Here is a 20587-nt window from a genome sequence, read left to right on the forward strand (position 1 = left end):
GTCTACAGGAGGAGACTATCATCGGGGTCGGCCTCATCTTCTCCGGTATCGTTGAGGGCATGGGCCACATCTTGCATAAAGTTGAGGGTTTGTTGATACCGCTGCATCTCTCGCTGCTCCAGAAAGATCTTGAGCCCTGCTGATAAAGACTGTAAGCTGCCCTGGCGGTCGCCATCTCTAAATAAAGCAACACCTTGGTCATAATATTGTTCAGCTTCTTGTAATCGTTGTTTTCGATTACTAGCGACGGGCTTCACCTTCTCTCCTGGAGGAAAATCTGGCGGCGATGCGGAGAAGTTACTGCTATAGCGATCTAGGGGACTTAGGGATGCACCACAATGAATACAGAACTGGTTGCCTGGGCTATTTCCCTCATGGGTACAGGACTTCTGTGAAGTTTGCGTAGCCTGAAGGATTTCATTTTCTTGTTGAAACAGGGACGCCATCGAATGGGTCGCGTCATCTACCTGAGGCGGAGAGGGCCGCGTTGAGGCAGCAGGAGACGGCGCTGCTTGGGGGTAAGAAAACTCAGTTGAGGGAGCTGATGCAGTGTTTAAGGGTTGAGGCTGAGGACGCTTAGGGGATTGGCGAATCACATGGTTTAAGTCAGCCTGAGCCGCCGCCTCATCCCCCAGGGCCGACAGGCAACGCGCTCGTTTAACATAAGCTTCTCGGTTATTCGGATCGAGGCGAATCGTACGAGAATAATCTTCAATGGCACCTTGCAAATCTCCGCCTAAGGCTCGACTCTGACCTCGATTAAAAAAGGCCTCTGCATCCAAAGGGTTCTGTTCAATGGCACGAGTATGTTGGGCAATCGCCCGTTCCAGAGTCGGGGCCGTTATCTCAGGGGCTGGGGGTGATGGCTGAGGAGAAGCGGGGGGTGGCGGAACTGGTGGTTCTCCCTGCGCAACTGAGGAGGATGGCTCTAGTTCAGAAAAATGCGGATCTATGACAATATCCGTAACCACAGACTCTTTTGCAGAAGTCGGTGGTGTATTTGATGAATTAGTCTTCTCAGCATTAGAATGCTCAACTGTTTTTAATTTCCCGCTTGCGTCTGGCTGCTCGCTAGAACTATCAATCACATCATTAGCAGGCGGATCGGCTGATTGAAGCTGATCAGTAGCAGTCCCGGGTGGTAATGGGTGAGTTTTGGCAAACGGACTCTGATAAGACAGCTCTTTCAGATCCTGCTTCAACGTCTCTAGAGTCGTCGACAATTCGCCACTAAAATCCCGTATCAGCCCCAAAGAATGTACCCGTGCCCAATGAATCGCCTGATTCAGATCTTCCATAGCTGCTTGGGATTCACCCAAGGCCCCAAGGCTTTGTCCCCGCTGATAGTAGGCTTGACTATTTTCTGGATCATTATCAATGATCTTGGAGTAATCTGAAATCGCTCCATCCAAGTCACCGCGCTGGATACGATTATTCGCCCGTTCGAAGAACCCTTCCATGGACGTGGGTTCAAGGGGCACTGTTGCGGGATGAGGTTCTTGCTCATCGTCAGAATCTTCCACCGGCTCCACGGAAACAGGAACGCTTTCTTCCAGTAGAGACAGGGGGTAATCCGTTGCCGTTGAGCTGGGAGAAGAGACATCAACGGGAGCTTCTTTTAACATCCCCAATGCATAAGCCCGTGTATAAGCAGCCTGATGGTTCGGATCATGCAGCAAAGCTTCACTAAAATCCTTAGAGGCCTTCTCAGCTTCTCCCATTTGGGCGAGGCAATAGCCCCGATGAAAGTATGCATCTGCTAATCGAGGGTTATGTTCAATGGCCGATGTAAAGTCTTCAATCGCCTTCTCCAACTCACCGCTCTGACTGAGAAACATTCCCCGCTGACAATAGGCATTCGCATCCTTGGGTAACCGCAGAATAACCTGACTGAAATCCGTCAGAGCACCAGGATGATCCCCTAACTCAGCTCGACTATCAGCCCGTTTATAGTAGGCTTTGATGCAATAGGGATTAATGCGAATTGCTTGACTATAATCCTGAATTGCTCGCTGAAACTCACCGCGTTGACGATAACTATTACCCCGTTGAAAATAGGCTTCATCATAATCTGGGAGTAGCTCAATCGCCTCAGAAAAGTCGTGGATAGCAGCTTCAAACTTCCCCAGGGAATTGAACAGAAAACCTCGATTAAAATAGGCCGTGGCCTTAGCTGGGTTGAGGGCTATCGCTTCGTCAAAGTCTCCCAATGCCCCATCCAGATCCCCGTTCGTGGCTCGCTTATTGGCTCGATTAATTAGAGCATCGGGATTATGGAGATTCTCGCCATACACTTTAGCCAAAGCACCCCCTTCATCTACTGGGTTACTGCCAGCAGGAGGTGAGTTGTTGGGCAATATCTTGCGGATTCTCCTTAAAAAATCAGTCACTTGAGGGCCTAGGTTGCTGTCAAGAAAGATCAGTGAAGAAAAAGAATTCTCGTGTTCAATATCAATATAATTTCAATCTAGGTTAAGGGCTAACTGGGTGAATGTAGTTTTTGACTTTAGACCATGAGGTTCCCTTAGAATATCGCGAGTCGTTCGGAATCCCTATAGTTTAATTCTACCAAGTGAGAATAATCCCAGGAGGAGGCAAGGTGTCTTACAGACTACAGTGCTCCAATACCTCAGGAAGAAGGGCGATCGTTCTTGAGAAATAGCTCATATGAGATATAGGCAATCGAGCCGATCATAATGGCCATCGCCAGCCACATCGCAATTTTTACTGCAACCACAACGGCGACCACAACCGCTAGGAATTTACCGACATTGACAATTTTGCGGAGGGTGCGCTTGAAGGATGACTTGGTAGGGGGAACATCCGTCACCACTTCTACTTCTTGGGCTGCTGAAGAAGATCCTTCAGACCTGCCATAGACTTCTGATTCCAGTTCTCGCAACCGGACACTCAATTCTCGTTCTTTGAGTTCTTGTTCCCGACGTCGTAAATCTTCTTCTGGATTTTGGTTCGAAGTCATAACAATACTGAGGGTAAGCTAAAAGTCAATAGGTTTGGAGGACGGCTTTGGAGCTAAAAATAGCCTTGGGAATTCGAGGTACCTGCTTTCCTTAGATTGCCCAAATTCGGCACTTTTGAGAACAGAAAAATGAAGGCAAAACGGTTGAGAGATTGAGACCCACATTGAACATAATCTACAGGAATAAGTATCAACCGCTAGCATAAAGTATGGATAGCGAAATCAAAGGGTTTGCATGTCGACTCGAATCAAACAGCTTGCTGAAACACTCTCTCCTCGACTGATTGAGATTCGGCGTCATCTGCACAGTTACCCCGAGTTAAGTGGTCAAGAATATCAAACGTCTGCTTATGTTGCTGGCATTCTGTCTTCCTATGGGTTACATGTACGGGAGGGAGTGGGAAAAACAGGGGTGATCGGTGAATTAAAGGGAGAAGGAGACGATGCTCGTCAGCTCGCGATTCGCACAGACATGGATGCTCTGCCTATCCAAGAAATGACTCAGCTAGAGTTCGCTTCTCGTAAACAGGGGGTGATGCATGCCTGCGGCCATGATATTCACACCACGATCGGTTTAGGCACCGCCATGGTGCTCTCGGCCATGCAGGATGAAATTCCGGGCAAACTTCGCTTCCTGTTCCAACCCGCTGAGGAAATTGCCCAAGGGGCGGGCTGGATGGTGGCAGATGGTGCCATGGATGAAGTCGATGCGATTTTGTCCGTGCATGTGTTTCCCAGTATTCCTGCGGGGTCAGTGGCGGTGCGCTATGGGGCCCTAACCGCAGCCGCCGACAATTTAGAAATTACGATTATGGGAGAAGCGGGTCACGGTGCACGCCCCCATGAAGCGGTGGATGCAATTTGGATTGCGGCCCAAGTGATCACCACCCTACAGCAAGCTATTAGCCGTACCCAAAATCCTTTACGGCCGGTGGTGTTGACCATTGGCCAAATGAAGGGAGGACGAGCTCCGAATGTGATTGCAGATCAGGTCCAAATGCAGGGGACCGTTCGATCCCTACATCCAGAAACACGCGCTCAACTCCCCCAATGGATTGAAGAGATTGTGGCCAGCGTTTGCCGCCCCTATGGTGCCCGCTATCACGTCGATTATCAGGCGGGGGTGCCTTCGGTACACAATACGGCCAGCTTGACCCAGTTAATCGAAACTGCCGCCCAAGGTGTTTGTGGTAGCGAAAATGTACGCGTCCTTACGGAGCCATCGTTAGGCGCAGAAGATTTCTCCCTCTATTTAGAACATGCCCCTGGCGCCATGTTTCGTTTGGGGGTGGGGAAGGTCGATCAGATCAATCCTCCCCTCCATCACCCCCAGTTTGAAGCCCAAGAATCTGCTATTGTCACAGGGGTAATGACGATGGCCAATGCCGCCCTGAACTATTGGCAGCAGGTCTAAGACTGGAGATTGGAGTGGAAACAGAAGAACAACTTGCCCCCCAACGGAAGGGTCGCCTGATTTCGCGGGTTCTCACCCCAGCGATTAAATTGTGGTTGCGATCGCAACTCGATCACATCGACGATCTTCAGCTTCAGATCGACAGCGGTAATCGAGAACTCCTGTCAGGCTCCATACCGAAGGTGTTTCTATCCGCAGCCCAAGCGGTCTATCAAGGCATTCACCTGAGTCGGGCCCAAGTCATTGCCGAAAATATCAGCACCAATCTTCGCCAGGTCCTCCGGGGCAAAGCGATTCGACTCTTAGAACCCTTGCCCATTCAACTGGATGCCGCCTTAACTGCTACCGATCTAGCCGCATCGACGGACTCGGAACTCTTTCAAACAGCCATGAAGTTGGGATTGGTACCTTTGATTGAGCAGCAGCTCAGTGGAGTATCCGACTGGCCTTTCCCTGACTGGCAGCCTGGGGCTACACCCGAGATTCAATTATCAGACTTGCGGATGGAACTGAGTTGCGACCGCCTCCAGATCTATGCCCAAGTTCAACATCCTGTAACCCAATCCCTGCAAGCTATCGTCTTAGAGACGGGTCTATTGCTCGTTAATCCCCATGAATTGCGTCTTGATTCACCCCAGGGATTCTATCCACCTGCCAATCAGCCCGTTCCGTTGACCCAGCTCCATGACTTTGGATTTGATTTAGGGACCGATGTCCAACTCACCGTCCTGCAAATTACAGAAGCAGCCATTCTTTGTCAGGGGCAAATTAAAATCATGCCTGTCCAACCTGGAGAATCAGACCTAGACTGAAGGCATACTCTTCCTCACATAAAGGCGAGCACAGCATGACCTACTGTTTGGGCGTCATCACCCGATATGGGTTGATTATGGCAGCCGATTCCCGCACCAATGCAGGAGTTGACTATGTTTCGACTGCCCAAAAATTATTTGATCTTTCTCTTCCTGGAGAGCGAGTGATACTCGTCTGTACTGCGGGCAATTTATCCATGACCCAAAGTGTACTGACGTTAATTCGGCGCGATCGCAAAGCAGAAATTCCGGGCAATATTAACGAACTCACCACCATGTATGACGTAGCCCATTACTTTGGCGAAAAGACTCGCCAAGTCCTCGATCAACATCAAGACTGGCTGCAAAAAGACAATATCAGCGCCAGCTGTAGTTTTTTGGTGGGTGGACAGATTAAAGGCGAACTGCCAGAACTCTATATGGTCTATAGCCAAGGCAACTTTCTGCGGGCCACCCGCAACTCTCCCTTTTTGCAAATTGGTGAAATCAAGTATGGGAAACCCATTCTCGATCGCATCATCAATTATGACGAGACATCCCTGGATGCCGCCGCCAAATGTGCCCTGCTCTCCCTAGATTCCACAATGAAATCCAATATTTCGGTGGGTCCCCCCATCAATATGGCCATGTATGAAGCCGATACCCTGAAAGTCGGATATCGGCTCAAATTGGAGCGCGGGGACCCCTATTTATTGCGCTTACGCAAATCTTGGGAAACCTCTCTCCGCCAAGCATTCAAGAAGCTACCGAATTTAGCTTGGCATGACAATGAAGACCAAGACCAAGATAATCATCTCGTGATGACAGATATCTTGCCTTAGGAGTCCTACTGCTTAATCCCTAGGATTTATCAGTAATTTTGAAGGAAGCGAGAAACTTCGTCGCCTTATCGTCAAACGCCTTACCGGTATTTTCGCCCATGGCGAGAACTTGATAGAGGCGATTTCCGGTGAAGCAAAATTTCCCAGCCATAGAAGCATCTTTAGACTTATATTTGCCCGTTGCCTGAAAGTCCCGGCAAGGAACACCATTGACCTCGGTTTCTTTCTCATTACTGACTTTGCCATTAATGCTGGATGCAACAGCCCCTTTAATGGCGGTAGACATCAACTGTTGGATCGGGATAGGAGGCTTAGACTCACCTGGAAATTCCATAAAGGCCACCACAAAAGCCTCTTTCCCTAAATCAAGCTGAGCAATTTCCATATTGAGCTTGTCACCACCAGGGGCAGGAATCGCTTTCGTTTCTTCTTTGGGAGTACCTGGCATGGAAACCGAATATTTCCCGGGTGCGGAAGAATAGTCTTTCCAGGTTGCAGTAGAACTGCAAGCACTAATCGTCAATGCAGTCATTCCACCCAAGATGGAGAAGGCAGCGAAAGACGTTCCCTTATTTCTCATGTATCAAAAATCTCCCAAAGTTTTGAGCACAAGCTCGTCGTTATTCAGTATGACCAGTTTGACCAGCATCCTGACAGATGCCAGTGATTAATACAGATTTTGTTAGTGGAGGAGATCACGAACGCCCATGCTCTCCCCAATCACATTATTGGCTATGGACCGAGACAGTATAGGTGGGGATCGGGCTACTGCTCCCGCCTCGCAAGCTACCTGAAATGGGTTGGGTTTGTTGGGGCCAGGCGCTTGCCGCAATGGCAACATGGCGATCACAAACCACTAATCCCATGGTGGGATCGTACCCACGCCAGCCAGCCCCTGGCAGATAGACCTCAGCCCAGGCATGAAGCATCTGCTCTTGACTCGGATCCCCCGCCTCATAACCGCTGACAAAGCGGGTTGCTAACCCCATACCGCGACAGGCCGCCATAAATAGCCAAACAAAGTCACGGCACGTTCCCTGTTTTTTTTGCCAGGTTAGCCAAGGAGGCTGGGGTTGCCCCGTGGGCCGGGTTTGGTAGTGGCAAGATTGATTAATTTGGAGATTGAGTTGGGTCAGGAACTGAATCACATTGCTGTTCACCGCCAAGGCAATCTCCTGAGCCAGCTGTGTGGCAACCGCATCCAAATCTGAATAGAGATAGGGGTACAGAATGGCCTTAAGAGAACTGGGATAGTCAATGGGAAAGTGTGTTGCCCAGAGGTCCAACAAATAGTTAAAGGGGTTGGTACACGTTGTTCTCACCTCGGATGTGGCGGTCACTTGCAGTTTGGTCATTGGGGTTTCTGACCACCAACAGCGCATCACTACATTTCCTTCTGCATCTAAGGTCTGGTTTAAACCTATCGGCTCTGGCACTACCTGAAGCTCAAACTTGGAAGCCTGCTGTTCCCCCATACTTCGGGGACAAAGCCGAAACAGGTGCGGCCCCAATTCGACAGCCTGAGGATAGGTATAGGTCGTGGCATGAACAATTGTGAAACGCACAAGTTTAAGACTGAGATTGGATTTGTAGATGATTATGGACAGGACGACGATCCAAAAAGGTTTTGAAAATTTCCTGATCCACTTGATTCATCTGCTGTTGCAATCGATCCAAAAATTGATGCATTCCCCCTTCAATAATTTCTTCCACCGTTAGAAACTCTAATTCTGAACGCAAACGGCCAATGGACCGTTCGGCAGGGTTACACCAAGATCCTAAAGGACTCCCCGAGATTAAATGTAAGGACCGTTCTACCTGAACCGCGCAAAATCGAATCGATCGGGGAAAATCTGGATCCAGGATCAGAAAATCGGCCACCTCAGCTGGCGTAATTAAATGCCGATTGCTGCGTTTGCGATACATTTCATAGGCACTGGTAGATTTTAATAGAGCAATCCAGCCTAATTCATCAATTGGGGTCCCCACATGTTGCAACGAAGGCAGGAGCATAAAGTATTTAACATCAAGAATGCGAGAGGTTTTATCGGCCCGTTCTAATAAGCGGCCCATTTGGCCAAAATGCCAGCCTTCATTATGGGAAATCGTTGCGTCCATAATCCCGGCAAACAGGTGGCTGGCCTGCCTCACATCTTCCAAAAATTGGTTAAGATCGGCCAAAGCCAGATCTTCTGCTGTATTGGCAACCAGCAAATAAAAAGCATTGACGTGCTGCCACATTTCGGTAGAGATCACTTCTCGTACTGATCGAGCATTCTCCCTCGCTTTCTGTAAGCAAGAAATCAAAGAATTGGGATATTCATGATCAAACGTGAGGAACCGGATGACGTTTTCAGCATTGGCTTCTCCATAATGTTGATCAAAGAAATCCTTATCTCCGGTGGTGGCGACCAATGGCTGCCACTGTTGCTGAACACGAGTCGGCAAGTCCAAAATTAAGTTGAGATTAACCTCTAGAAAGCGAGCGACATTTTCGGCTCGTTCAATATAACGATTGAGCCAATAGATAGAATCCGCAACACGACTCAGCATTTTATTCCTGGCACAACACCCATGTATCTTTACTCCCCCCGCCTTGAGACGAATTGACCACTAAAGATCCTTTCTTTAGAGCCACCCGTGTTAATCCTCCAGGATGGACATAAATGTCTTGACCGTAGAGGATATAGGGGCGCAAATCAACATGGCACCCAGAAAACTCCTCCCCCAATATTGTAGGGACTCTGGATAAACAAAGGGTCGGTTGAGCGATGTAGTTGCGGGGATTAGCGCGAATCCGTTGAGCAAATTCCTGGCGCTCTGCCTCGGTGGATTGGGTGCCAATCAGCATGCCATACCCGCCCGATTCATTGGCAGATTTGACGACTAGCTGATCGAGGTTGGCGAGAACATGGTGAAGCTGTTGGTCTTCCCAACATAGATAGGTGGGAACGTTAGCCAAAATTGGATCTTCACCCAAATAGTATTGGATCATATCCGGGACATAAGCATAAATGACTTTATCGTCCGCGATACCCGTTCCGGGGGCATTTGCGATCGCAACTCGTCCCGCCCGATACACCTCCATCAATCCCGGTATCCCCAACTGAGAATCAGACCGAAAGGCCGTAGGGTCCATAAAATCATCATCCAGGCGACGATAAATCACGTCTACCTGCTGTAACCCCTTGGTCGTCTGCATTTGCAGATAGCCATCCACCACTACCAAATCACGCCCTTCCACCAGCTCAATCCCCATCTGTTGGGCGAGATAGGAATGTTCAAAGTAAGCAGAATTATAAATACCAGGGGTGAGGACGACGACAGTCGGACTACTGATGGTGTTCGGCGACAAGTGAATCAAAGCGGCCAACAATCGGCTCGGATACTCATCCACCGGCTGAATTGGAATTTCTTTAAAGATCTGAGGGAAGGTACTTTTCATCACCTGCCGATTTTCCAGCACATAGGAAATACCGGATGGACAGCGCAAATTATCTTCTAGCACATACCATTGGCCATCAATGTCTCGCACCAAGTCTGTACCCGTGATATGGCACCACACACCCTTTGCCGGCTTTAAACCAATACAAGGTGTCAAATATCCCTTAGCGGACAGGATTAACTCCTCGGGAATCACCTTGTCCTTCAGAATTTTCTGGTCATTGTAGATATCATCAATAAATAAATTGAGCGCATGGATCCGCTGCTTAAGGCCCTGCTCTAGGAAACTCCAATCCTGAGCAGAAATAACTCTCGGAATCACATCAAAGGGGAAAATTCGTTCAGTCCCTTCCGTTTCACCATAAACGTTGAAGGTTGCGCCTAGCTTGCACAACGCTTCCTGAGCCGCCCGTTGACGTTGCAAGAGTTCCCCATCCGGCAAACCATGAATTTTGTCTACCAGAACTTGTCCTTGGGGACGGGGGGTTTGCTCACTCTGGAACAGCTCATCATAGAAATTTTCAGGGTCATAGGTATCAAATCGCACAGCCACCCCACAGACGCTAAAAAGCTTGAGGGTATCTTACTGGTAACTTGATGGGCCTAAACTGTATGTTTCGATACATCGATACTGAAACATCCCAAAATCCTCATTTTCTTTAAGTCACGCCAAATCCAGATCATGCCCTAAGCAGAACAGAGATAGCCTCCAGGGCAGTGGAGGCTATCCCCTTCCCCTAAGAACACACAATGCTCTACCGCCATCAATGTCAGGGGAAAACGTCCAGGATTTTCTAAGCAATGGCAAGTCTGGCGAGGCACATACCAAGACTGATCGGCTCCTAGCAGCATCTTTTTCGTGTTGTCCGTGACCTTAGCGAGCCCTGCCACCACAATCCAATGAATATTGAGGTGCTGATAGAGTTGTCGCCCCAGGCTTTGCCCTGGATTAACTTCCAATCGCTTAATTTTATAACTAGGGCCTGTATCCAGAATGGTCAGGGTGCCCCAAGGTTGCTGTTCTAGATGGGCGTTCTTTCTAATAGGAGTGGGATGGGCACTCATAGGAAAATTAGACATTCTTCGTTGCTCTTAATCATTGAAGTTAAAGGTATAAATTGGGCCAAATTCATCTTGAGTTACTCCCGGACTCACTGAATCCTAGGCAGCTCTAAAAACGGCTTTAGAGGCTATTCCAATTTGTCGAATAGCATGCCCAGCACAGAGGCCACCTTTTCCTCAATAACTACGAACTACAGAAAAATTTAAGATCACCACACAGGTTTTATCAAAACTTTATTCCAATGGTTCTAAAACGCCCATGGAATGGCTGCCATCCTTCCTGATAGCACATTGCCTAACTGCTCACAAAGCTTATTTTGCCAATAGGGGCTGAGGTTTACCCATGGCATACCCTTGTAGATAGTCCACACCAATTTGCTCAAGCGCAACAATAGTGTCTCCATTCTCTACAAACTCAGCGATGGTCTTGATGTGCATCGCCCGGCAAATCTGATTAATGGCTGAGACCATCACTTGATGGGTTGCATCTTCCACCATATCTCTCACTAAGCTGCCATCAATTTTTAAGTAGTCAATCGGGAAACGCTTGAGATAGGAAAAAGATGAGAATCCACTGCCAAAATCATCTAGAGCAAAATGACAGCCAAACTCTTTAATTTTTTCGATACATTGAATCGCTTGCTTAAAGTTGCTAATCGCCACTGTTTCTGTGATTTCAAAGCAAATCTTATGAGGCTCCAACTGAGTTTTATTCAGTTGGGTTTGGATAAAATCTAGCAAGGCATCATCATTCAGGGAGCTACCCGATAGATTGATAGAAATGCGAGTGTTCTCCTGGCTCTGAAAGTAAGCACCATACTTGATCAAAACATTTTCGATTACCCATTTATCAATCTCTAGCATCAACCCATATCGTTCAGCAGCAGGGAGGAAACTATTAGGTGAAAGAATTTTGCCATCTGGATCTTGCAAACGGAGCAAAATTTCGTAACAAACTGGAATTTTAGTCTCTGTATCGAGAGGAACAATGGGCTGATAGTAGAGGCGAAATCGGCTTTCTTCTAAGGCTTTGCGAATCGTCGCTACCTGCATCAATTCGCTGTGTTGTTCTGTAACCCCTTGAGCCTGAGCATGGTAAAGATGAACCCGATTACGACCCCGATCTTTTGCTGAGTAACAAGCAACATCCGCTTTTGCAAATAGCAGGGTTAGGTTGTCGGCATCTGCAGTAATCGGCACAATCCCAATACTGGCACCGATCTTAAAGAGTTGGCCTTCCCAGATAAAGCGAAATTGAGAGAGTTCAGAGATCAGATTTTCTGTAACAATTCGAGCTTTTTCTAAAGAGCAGTTCTTCAGCAATAAACCAAACTCATCTCCCCCCAAACGGCTGAGAATATCAGTCTGACGAATATGAGCCTGCAACAAATCCGCGACCTGTTTTAAGAGAGCATCCCCTGCTAGGTGGCCCACGGTATCATTGACAATCTTGAACTGATCTAAGTCAAGAAAACAGAGGGCATGCTGAATTGGATTAGACTGTTTTTCCTCGATGATTTGACCGAGCTGATGCTCAAACTCTCGACGATTCACCAATCCTGTAAGGGAATCATGGGTCGCCTGGTGCGTTAACTGTTGTGATAATGAATGGGCTTCAGTAATATCCCGGCCAATCCCTCGATAACCGCAGAAAACACCTTGGGGGCTAAAGACTGGTTTGCCAATACTTCTCAGAACTCGAGCATTCCCATCCAGATGCTGACATTCTATTTCAATATCGAAGGGTTCTAATGTATCTAGGGTTTGGTTCAAATGATCCCAAGCCGTGGGTTTGAACACAGCATAGAAATCCAAGCAAGATTTCCCGATCCATGCTTCAATGGGGGACCCGGTCAAAGAGCAATGCTGCTCTGATAAGTAGGTAAATCTCAATTCTGCATCTGTTTCCCAAAATAAGTCTGCTCCTATCGCAGCAAACTCATGAAACCGCTGTTGGCTCTCCCGCAGGGCTTCTTCTGTATCTTTGAGAACGGTGATGTCACGGGCAGAAATTGCTGCACCGATAATTTGCTCTTGTTGGTTCCTAAACGGAACATATTCGATATCGAAATATCGTGTTTCATCCAGAGATGGAACCCAATGCTGCCTGCGAACTTTTTCTCCCACAAAACATCGATCTAGATCGGGTTTAATAATTTCTTGAAAGAAATGCTGGCCATGAATATCTGCAACATGTTGACCCGATATATTTGTGGTTGATTTATTAAATTTCTCGGTGTATATGGGGTTAGCCGCTATATAAGAATAATCCTGATCCACCAAAGCCATATAGCTACTAGCAGAGTTAAAAATGGTTTCATATTGGCGAAGGCGCTCTTCCGTGTCTTTTTGTTGGGTGATATCCGTTTGAATCCCAACTAAGAAATGCACTTCACCTTGGGCATTTCTTAGAGGTTTGATCCGCAATAAATTCCAGAACGGTTGACCCGTTTTACAGTAGTTGAGAATTTCTCCTTCAAATGGCTGATAGTTCTTTAGGGCTAGGCGAATCTCATCGACTGTATTGGCATCTGTCTTAGGCCCTTGCAAAAAGCGACAGTTATGGCCGATCACTTCGTCGGGGGTATATCCCGTGAACTCGTAGAAATTAGAACTCGCAAAAATGATGGGGAAACCCGGAACTGTAGCGTCAGAAATGATGATGCCATCATTGGCAGTTTCTGCCGCTAAGGCCCTTAAATACAAGGTTGCCTTTTGCAAATCCTGGTCGGGATGGATGTATTGAAGCCTGAGACAGAGGCTGCTGTCTTCTGGTTTACTACCATGGACAGCGGTGGCGGTGTACAGACAGGGCAACTCCTGTGCCTTAGCATTTTGATGCACGGTTTCAAAATGAAAGACCTCTAGTTCCCCCCGTAAGAGTTTCTGTAACTGGGACTCTAACTCTGTCAACTGTACTAGCTGAGGAATATCTCGATAGTGGGAACCCGCTAATTGATCGAGTGAGCCATTCACAATCTCACAGAATGTGGGGTTAGCTTGCTGAAAATGTCCACTGGCAGAAATGATAGCAATGCCCCAATCACTCATCGGGTTTTCTAATGTCTCTGTATCGAGGACATCAACATTTGGAGATAAATGAGCTGAGTCAGTGGCTGTTCCGTACGAATTCATCCTGGTCTCAATTTAGGGTTGAAGCTGAAATAAGTGGTGAGGGAATTTGGCTATCGGGGGCCAAGGTAGCAAGATTCCTTAGGGGTATTTACTATTTTCGGCATGAAATTTTCTTCTGACCTGAGGAAAATTACTGAAAATACCTTTTTAACCAGGTTTTAGCAATATGAGTAGATTTTTTAGATCCATCTCAGGCAAGTTGCGGTTTCAGAGAGTACCATCAACTCAGCCATTCTGGGGTCTGAGATTCTGTGAAAAATCAACAACCACTTGAAAAAGAGTTAGTGCTGATTGGCGGAGGACATAGTCATGCGATCGCACTCCGTAACTTTGCCATGAATCCTTTACCCGGCGTTCGCATCATCCTAATCAGTGAGCAATCCAATACCCCTTACTCAGGTATGTTGCCAGGGCATGTAGCCGGACATTACACCTACGAAGAGTGCCATATTGATCTACGACACCTAGCCACTGCAGCCCAAGCCCAACTCTATGTCGATCGGGCCATCGATCTCGACTTAGCTCAAAATCGGGTTATCTGCGCGGGACATCCCCCCGTTCGCTTTGATATTTTGTCCATTGATATTGGCAGCACCCCAGAACTACCAGATGTGCCTGGCATTTTGGACTACAGTGTGCCAGTTAAACCCTGGCGATTTTTCCTGCAGCAGTGGCAGCAAGTAATAGAGTGTGTCACCCGACATCCCGATCAGCCGATCAGCATTGGGGTGGTGGGCGGCGGTGCTGGAGGTGTGGAGCTGGTCCTGACGATTCAGCACAAATTGCAGCGGATTCTCCAATCGGCGGGGCAGCCCTTGTCCACTCTAACCCTACATCTGTTTCATCGTGGAGCCCAGGTGATGACCGGCCATAATGCCCGGATTCGCCAGCGCTTTCAGCAGATCCTGAGTCAGCAAGGGATTAATTTACACCTAAAAGAAACGGTATCGCAGGTGCAAAAAGGCAAAGTCTTCTGTGAGTCTGGGTTTCAGGTTGAGTGCGATATCATTTTTTGGGTCACCCGAGCCTCTGCACCTACTTGGCCTCGACAATCTGGTATCGCCACTGACGAACGCGGGTTTATTCAGGTGGGACCCACCCTACAGTCCGTCTCCCATCCTCACATTTTTGCAGCAGGGGATATTGCAGCCATGGTGGCGTCGCCACGCCCTAAAGCTGGGGTATTTGCAGTCCGTCAAGGTAAGCCGTTAGCCGAAAATCTACGCCGGTTATTGCAAGGTGACGCACTCCAAACCTACAAACCCCAATCCAAATTTTTGAGTCTGATTAGCACGGGCGATCGCAAAGCCATTATGTCCTGGGGGGCCTTGCCCCTTGGCAATGAGTCTGCCTGGCTCTGGCGCTGGAAAGATGCTATCGATCGCAAGTTTATGGATCAATTTCGCAAGTTGCCCGCAATGGGGACCAACGTTGACCTATCTCCAGACACGACGCCCATGCCCTGTGCAGGCTGCGGGTCCAAGGTCGGTAGCTCAGTGCTTGAGCAAACTTTATCTCGCTTACGCCAAGACTATCCTCCCCGTCGTCACGATATTTTGGTAGGGCTAGGGGGAGCTGATGATGCCGCTGTGGTCGAGGTTCCTCCCGATCAAGTGATGGTCCATACCCTCGATTACTTTCGCAGCCTGATCAATGACCCATTTATCTTTGGTCAAATTGCTGCGCACCATAGCCTGAGCGATTTGTTTGCCATGGGGGCAACCCCCCAGTCCGCCTTAGCCATGGCAACATTGCCCTATGGCTCCGATCCAGTCCTGACCGAAACCCTCTATCACCTGCTTGCAGGGGCAACAAAAGTCCTGCAACAGGCTGGAGCAGAATTAGTCGGGGGACATACCACTGAAGGAGCAGAACTCGCCTTTGGCCTAGCTTGTAATGGGTTAGCGAAGCGCGATCTCATCCTATCTAAGCAGAGCATTCAACCCGATCAAGTCCTTATTCTAACAAAGCCCCTAGGAACAGGGCTGATCTTCGCAGCAGCCATGCGTCAGCAAGCTCGTGATGTTTGGATTGATGCCGCCGTACAGTCCATGCTGAAATCCAACCAAGCAGCTGCCCAATGTTTTCTAGAACATCAAGCGACCGCCTGCACCGATATCACCGGGTTTGGACTGATCGGCCACCTATCTGAGATGCTGAGACATTCCTCCATCCAAATCCACTTAGACTTTGCTGACCTGCCGGTCATGGCTGGGGTAACCGACATCCTCACCCAAAATATTTATAGCTCCCTCTATCCCCAAAACTTAAAAGCTGGGAAGTGGGTTGCTAATCGATCTCAGGCCCAAACACACGCCCTATGGCCCCTACTATTTGACCCCCAAACGTCTGGCGGCTTGCTAGCTGCAGTCCCCCAAAATCACGCGGAGAAATGTCTAGAGAACTTGAAGACAATAGGATATGAGCAGAGTGTAATTATTGGAAGAGTCGCATCTCTTCAGCCACAAAATTCTAAGGCTCTACATCAGCCGATTGTCATTTATTAGCTAAAGAATTGCGATCAGAGCAAAGATAAACAGAATTAGGCTTTATTCGATTTAGGTATTCTTCAGCAATTTATCCGCAGAGGACGCCCCCAATTGAAGCTTAAGCTTGTCTGCTAGCCCTCCATCCGCCAGAGATTGTAGCCCTGCTTCTTTTTTGGTTTCCTCCAAAGCCAGAAACATCATGACCAATTTTTCTTGAGTTTTTTGGATATTCTCTAACCATTCCTCTTGTTGTGCCGTTAGAGATTTAATCTTGCTTTTGGCATCACCTAAGACTTGTCTTTCAAGACGCTCAGTCAGGACAATGCGTCGCAGTAAAAACAGGATGACCACTATCGCCAAGAGTAAAGATGGGAATAGCCAGTTATGTGCAGTCATAATACCCTTCCTTTTTTACGGGTAATATTTACGCTTATTACTGGCGTACCATTTTATGAAATCCCCTGTCAAAGCGTCACGAGTAGAAAGCTCTTGCAGACATCTAGCTCTAACTCACTCTCAGACGATAATCTACGTTTCTTGGGCGATCTGCCAGGAAAATTGCTCATCCACAATCTGTATTCTCAACTAAGCCACCAAATTCGAGCGTTAGCATCAGAATCTGACTAAGATCTTTCAACAAAAAAGAAGACCCTCTCATTGGAGAAGGTCTGCTTGAAATATTAACCTGGCACCGAGCTATTTTTCCAGGGAGCTACCCCCCAAGTATCTTCGCCGCTACAGCGTTTCACAACCGAGTTCGGGATGGGTCGGAGTGGGTCCACCGTGCAATAAGCACCAGGAAGACTGTTAGGGTCAAAACCCTCAAGACTGCATAGCTAAATTCTGTCATCAACACCAGTTAAATGAGGTCAAGCCCTCGGTCTATTAGTACGGCTCGACTGCACATGTTACCACGCTTCCATCTACCGCCTATTAACGGGTCGTCTTCCCGTGACCTTACTGGCTTACACCATGAGAGCACTCATCTTGAGGTGGGCTTCCCACTTAGATGCTTTCAGCGGTTATCCACTCCGCACTTGGCTACCCTGCGTTTACCGTTGGCACGATAACAGGTACACCAGCGGTGCGTTCCTCCCGGTCCTCTCGTACTAAGGAGGAATCCTCTCAATGCTCTTGCGCCTACACCGGATATGGACCGAACTGTCTCACGACGTTCTGAACCCAGCTCACGTACCGCTTTAATGGGCGAACAGCCCAACCCTTGGGACGTACTACCGCCCCAGGTTGCGATGAGCCGACATCGAGGTGCCAAACCTCCCCGTCGATGTGAACTCTTGGGGGAGATCAGCCTGTTATCCCTAGAGTAACTTTTATCCGTTGAGCGACGGCCATTCCACGCTGTGCCGTCGGATCACTAAGGCCGACTTTCGTCCCTGCTCGACTTGTAGGTCTTGCAGTCAAGCTCCCTTATACCTTTACACTCTGCGGCTGATTTCCGTCCAGCCTGAGGGAACCTTTGCGCGCCTCCGTTACCGTTTAGGAGGCGACCGCCCCAGTCAAACTACCCACCTGAAACTGTTCCTCTCCCGGATAACGGGTAAAGGTTAGAATTCTAGCCTTGATAGAGTGGTATCTCACCAGTGACTCCACAATGCCCACAAGCACTGTCTCAACATCTCCCACCTATCCTGCGCAATCAAAGCCCGAACCCAATTCCAAGCTATAGTAAAGCTTCATAGGGTCTTTCTGTCCGGGTGCAGGTAGTCCGTATCTTCACAGACAATCCTATTTCGCCGAGCCTCTCTCCGAGACAGTATCCAGATCGTTACGCCTTTCGTGCGGGTCGGAACTTACCCGACAAGGAATTTCGCTACCTTAGGACCGTTATAGTTACGGCCGCCGTTCACCGGGGCTTCGGTCGCTAGCTTCGCCGAAGCTAACCAACTTCCTTAACCTTCCGGCACTGGGCAGGCGTCAGCCCCCATACATCGTCTTGCGACTTAGCGGAGACCTGTGTTTTTGGTAAACAGTCGCCTGGATCTATTCACTGCGACCACCTCGCGGTGGCACCCCTTCTCCCGAAGTTACGGGGCAATTTTGCCGAGTTCCTTAGAGAGAGTTACCTCGCGCCCCTTGGTATTCTCTACCTCCCTACCTGTGTCGGTTTCGGGTACAGGTAATCTTGGATTAACGTGTTTAGAGCTTTTCTTGGAAGCTTGACATCAGCCACTTCGGAGACGTATCTCCTCGTACTCGCGCCTCAGCTCAGGACGTTTTCGCCGTCCCTCAACACCTTGAACGCTTCAACCGGTAACCAACTTCCGGCTGGCTTAGCCTACTCCGTCCCTCTGCACAATCCAAAATCAGTACGGGAATATTAACCCGTTGTCCATCGACTACGCTTTTCAGCCTCGCCTTAGGTCCTGACTAACCCTCCGCGGACGAGCCTTCCGGAGGAACCCTTAGGGTTTCGGGGCATTGGATTCTCACCAATGTTTTCGCTACTCAAGCCGACATTCTCACTTCTACTTCGTCCACACCTGCTCACGCTAATGCTTCAACCTAACGTAGAACGCTCCCCTACCACTTGATAAATCAAGTTCACAGCTTCGGCATGTTACTTAGTCCCGTTCATTTCGGCGCAGGAGCGCTTGACCAGTGAGCTATTACGCACTCTTTCAAGGATGGCTGCTTCTAGGCAAACCTCCTGGTTGTCTCTGCACTCCCACCTCCTTTGCCACTTAGTAACAATTTAGGGGCCTTAGCTGGTGATCTGGGCTGTTTCCCTTTCGACGATGAAGCTTATCCCCACCGTCTTACTAGTTGAGTGTACACGGGGTATTCGGAGTTTGATTCGATTTGGTACCGCTCTCGCAGCCCGCACCGATTCAGTGCTCTACCCCCCGCTATAATCTCAACCGCTGCGCCTAAACACATTTCGGGGAGAACCAGCTAGCTCTGGGTTCGATTGGCATTTCACCCCTAACCACAGCTCATCCGCTCCTTTTTCAACAGAAGTCGGTTCGGACCTCCACTTGGTGTTACCCAAGCTTCATCCTGGCCATGGTTAGATCACCCAGGTTCGGGTCTATAAATACTGACTAACGCCCTTATCAGACTCGGTTTCCCTTTGGCTTCGACATTTCCGTCTTAACCTGCCAGTACTTATAAGTCGCCGGCTCATTCTTCAACAGGCACACGGTCAGCCGTTAAATCGGCCTCCCATTGCTTGTAAGCTAACGGTTTCATATTCTATTTCACTCCCCTCCCGGGTTCTTTTCACCTTTCCCTCGCGGTACTGGTTCACTATCGGTCACACAGGAGTATTTAGCCTTACGAAGTGGTCTTCGCAGATTCACACGGGATTTCACGTGCCCCATGCTACTCGGGATACAGCTAGTATCTTTAAGTTTTTGACTACAGGACTTTCACCTTCTCTGGTGCAGTATTCAGCTGCTTCGTCTAACCGCTAGAGTCCATGTCGCTGTCCCACAACCCCAAGAGTAAAACCCTTGGTTTAGGCTGTTCCCGCTTCGCTCGCCGCTACTAAGGGAATCGCGTTTGCTTTCTCTTCCTCCAGTTACTAAGATGTTTCAGTTCACTGGGTTCGCTCGTGCTGACCTATGGATTCAGTCAGCCGTTTTAAGGGTTGCCCCATTCGGAAACCTCCGGATCAATGCTTGTTTCCAGCTCCCCGAAGCGTATCGTCGGTAACCACGTCCTTCATCGCCTCTGTGTGCCTAGGTATCCACCGTTAGCCCTTTGTAGCTTGACCACAAAAAGTTTTCATTGGTGTCTGTAAATGTCAGTCCATTGCACAAGGCAATCAACTGACCTACCTGACAGAATTTATAATGCTATGCAGTTTTCAAGGTTCTGGCTGGACTTGCATCCAGCAGGATGTCATGTCAATAAAAAATTAGACAAAACAGCTTGCAAGAGGCAATGATCCGTATCGAGTTAGAAAAATTAGAAAATTTATTTGGTGGAGGTAAGCGGACTCGAACCGCTGACATCCTGCTTGCAAAGCAGGCGCTCTACCAACTGAGCTATACCCCCAAATAAATAATGAGTGGGCCATCCTGGACTCGAACCAGGGACCTCACCCTTATCAGGGGTGCGCTCTAACCACCTGAGCTAATAGCCCGTGGTGTTTAACTCTAAAACAGATTCAAAAGTGCAAGACTCCTGAATCTGATCCTAGAGTTTTCACCAAACCTAGAATAGTTTGAAAGCTAAGACTCCTCGACCGACCTTGGGATGACTTGTCTAACGCCTATATACGTGAGTTCGGCTGTTACCAAGTAGGTCTCCCTAAAAGGAGGTGATCCAGCCACACCTTCCGGTACGGCTACCTTGTTACGACTTCACCCCAGTCACCAGCCCTACCTTCGGCGTCCCCCTCCACAAGGGTTGGGGTAACGACTTCGGGCGTGGCCAGCTTCCATGGTGTGACGGGCGGTGTGTAC

Annotated in this window: 13 protein-coding genes, 2 tRNA genes and 3 rRNA genes (1 of these 18 cut by a window edge); 4 read left to right on the forward strand and 14 right to left on the reverse strand. The window is 48.6% G+C overall.

What is annotated here, in order from left to right:
• Positions 1 to 2: 2 nt before the first annotated feature.
• Together ON05_RS26670 and ON05_RS26675 are read right to left on the reverse strand one after the other, a co-directional pair.
• Positions 3 to 2357 (reverse strand): tetratricopeptide repeat protein, encoded by a 2355-nt coding sequence (locus ON05_RS26670; protein WP_010476336.1) that lies wholly within the window; start codon positions 2355 to 2357, stop codon positions 3 to 5.
• 272 nt (positions 2358 to 2629) lie between these two features.
• Positions 2630 to 2980 carry a hypothetical protein gene (locus ON05_RS26675; protein WP_010476335.1) on the reverse strand — a complete coding sequence of 117 codons (351 nt, stop codon included), beginning with the start codon at positions 2978 to 2980 and terminating at the stop codon, positions 2630 to 2632.
• A 235-nt stretch (positions 2981 to 3215) separates the two neighbouring features.
• Between ON05_RS26675 and ON05_RS26680 the strand changes: the two genes are divergently transcribed.
• The 3 genes from ON05_RS26680 to ON05_RS26690 are packed head-to-tail and all read left to right on the forward strand — an operon-like array spanning position 3216 to position 6027.
• On the forward strand, positions 3216 to 4394 hold the full coding sequence (locus ON05_RS26680) for a M20 family metallopeptidase (protein ID WP_010476334.1): 1179 nt from the start codon (positions 3216 to 3218) through the stop codon (positions 4392 to 4394).
• Positions 4395 to 4408: 14 nt separating this feature from the next.
• Positions 4409 to 5206: a DUF2993 domain-containing protein gene (locus ON05_RS26685; protein ID WP_010476333.1), complete on the forward strand. Its 798-nt coding sequence runs from the start codon at positions 4409 to 4411 to the stop codon at positions 5204 to 5206.
• Positions 5207 to 5241: 35 nt separating this feature from the next.
• Positions 5242 to 6027: a proteasome-type protease gene (locus tag ON05_RS26690; RefSeq protein ID WP_010476332.1), complete on the forward strand. Its 786-nt coding sequence runs from the start codon at positions 5242 to 5244 to the stop codon at positions 6025 to 6027.
• Positions 6028 to 6046: 19 nt separating this feature from the next.
• On the opposite strand, the gene ON05_RS26695 is transcribed toward ON05_RS26690, so the two are convergent.
• The 6 genes from ON05_RS26695 to ON05_RS26720 all read right to left on the reverse strand — a co-directional run bounded on the left by ON05_RS26695 (position 6047) and on the right by ON05_RS26720 (position 13668).
• Positions 6047 to 6607 (reverse strand): hypothetical protein, encoded by a 561-nt coding sequence (locus ON05_RS26695; protein ID WP_010476330.1) that lies wholly within the window; start codon positions 6605 to 6607, stop codon positions 6047 to 6049.
• Between the two features lie 145 nt (positions 6608 to 6752).
• The gene (locus tag ON05_RS26700; protein ID WP_010476328.1) at positions 6753 to 7592 is read right to left on the reverse strand and encodes a transglutaminase family protein; all 840 of its coding nucleotides are present in this window, start codon (positions 7590 to 7592) and stop codon (positions 6753 to 6755) included.
• 4 nt (positions 7593 to 7596) lie between these two features.
• Positions 7597 to 8580 (reverse strand): alpha-E domain-containing protein, encoded by a 984-nt coding sequence (locus ON05_RS26705; protein ID WP_010476326.1) that lies wholly within the window; start codon positions 8578 to 8580, stop codon positions 7597 to 7599.
• 1 nt (position 8581) lies between these two features.
• Positions 8582 to 10018 carry a circularly permuted type 2 ATP-grasp protein gene (locus ON05_RS26710; RefSeq protein ID WP_010476324.1) on the reverse strand — a complete coding sequence of 479 codons (1437 nt, stop codon included), beginning with the start codon at positions 10016 to 10018 and terminating at the stop codon, positions 8582 to 8584.
• 140 nt (positions 10019 to 10158) lie between these two features.
• Positions 10159 to 10551: a phosphomannose isomerase type II C-terminal cupin domain gene (locus tag ON05_RS26715; protein WP_010476322.1), complete on the reverse strand. Its 393-nt coding sequence runs from the start codon at positions 10549 to 10551 to the stop codon at positions 10159 to 10161.
• A gap of 294 nt (positions 10552 to 10845) precedes the next feature.
• Positions 10846 to 13668 (reverse strand): bifunctional diguanylate cyclase/phosphodiesterase, encoded by a 2823-nt coding sequence (locus tag ON05_RS26720; protein ID WP_039781016.1) that lies wholly within the window; start codon positions 13666 to 13668, stop codon positions 10846 to 10848.
• Between the two features lie 251 nt (positions 13669 to 13919).
• Here ON05_RS26720 and selD point away from each other — a divergent pair, with 251 nt between their 5' ends.
• The gene (gene selD, locus ON05_RS26725) at positions 13920 to 16175 is read left to right on the forward strand and encodes a selenide, water dikinase SelD (RefSeq protein WP_010476319.1); all 2256 of its coding nucleotides are present in this window, start codon (positions 13920 to 13922) and stop codon (positions 16173 to 16175) included.
• A gap of 51 nt (positions 16176 to 16226) precedes the next feature.
• On the opposite strand, the gene ON05_RS26730 is transcribed toward selD, so the two are convergent.
• The 6 genes from ON05_RS26730 to ON05_RS26755 all read right to left on the reverse strand — a co-directional run.
• A complete protein-coding gene (locus ON05_RS26730) occupies positions 16227 to 16553 on the reverse strand; it encodes a hypothetical protein (protein ID WP_010476318.1) in 327 nt (108 codons plus the stop codon).
• Positions 16554 to 16840: 287 nt separating this feature from the next.
• Positions 16841 to 16957: ribosomal RNA gene (gene rrf, locus ON05_RS26735) — 5S ribosomal RNA — on the reverse strand.
• A 65-nt stretch (positions 16958 to 17022) separates the two neighbouring features.
• Positions 17023 to 19893: ribosomal RNA gene (locus ON05_RS26740) — 23S ribosomal RNA — on the reverse strand.
• Between the two features lie 208 nt (positions 19894 to 20101).
• Positions 20102 to 20177 (reverse strand) — tRNA-Ala (locus ON05_RS26745).
• 14 nt (positions 20178 to 20191) lie between these two features.
• Positions 20192 to 20265: transfer RNA gene (locus ON05_RS26750), tRNA-Ile, on the reverse strand.
• A gap of 170 nt (positions 20266 to 20435) precedes the next feature.
• Positions 20436 to 20587, reverse strand: a 16S ribosomal RNA gene (locus ON05_RS26755) (it continues 1350 nt past the right edge of the window).
• Together the 16S, 23S and 5S rRNA genes with 2 tRNA genes alongside form the textbook arrangement of a ribosomal RNA operon.

The organism is Acaryochloris sp. CCMEE 5410 (assembly GCF_000238775.2).
Classification (GTDB): domain Bacteria; phylum Cyanobacteriota; class Cyanobacteriia; order Thermosynechococcales; family Thermosynechococcaceae; genus Acaryochloris.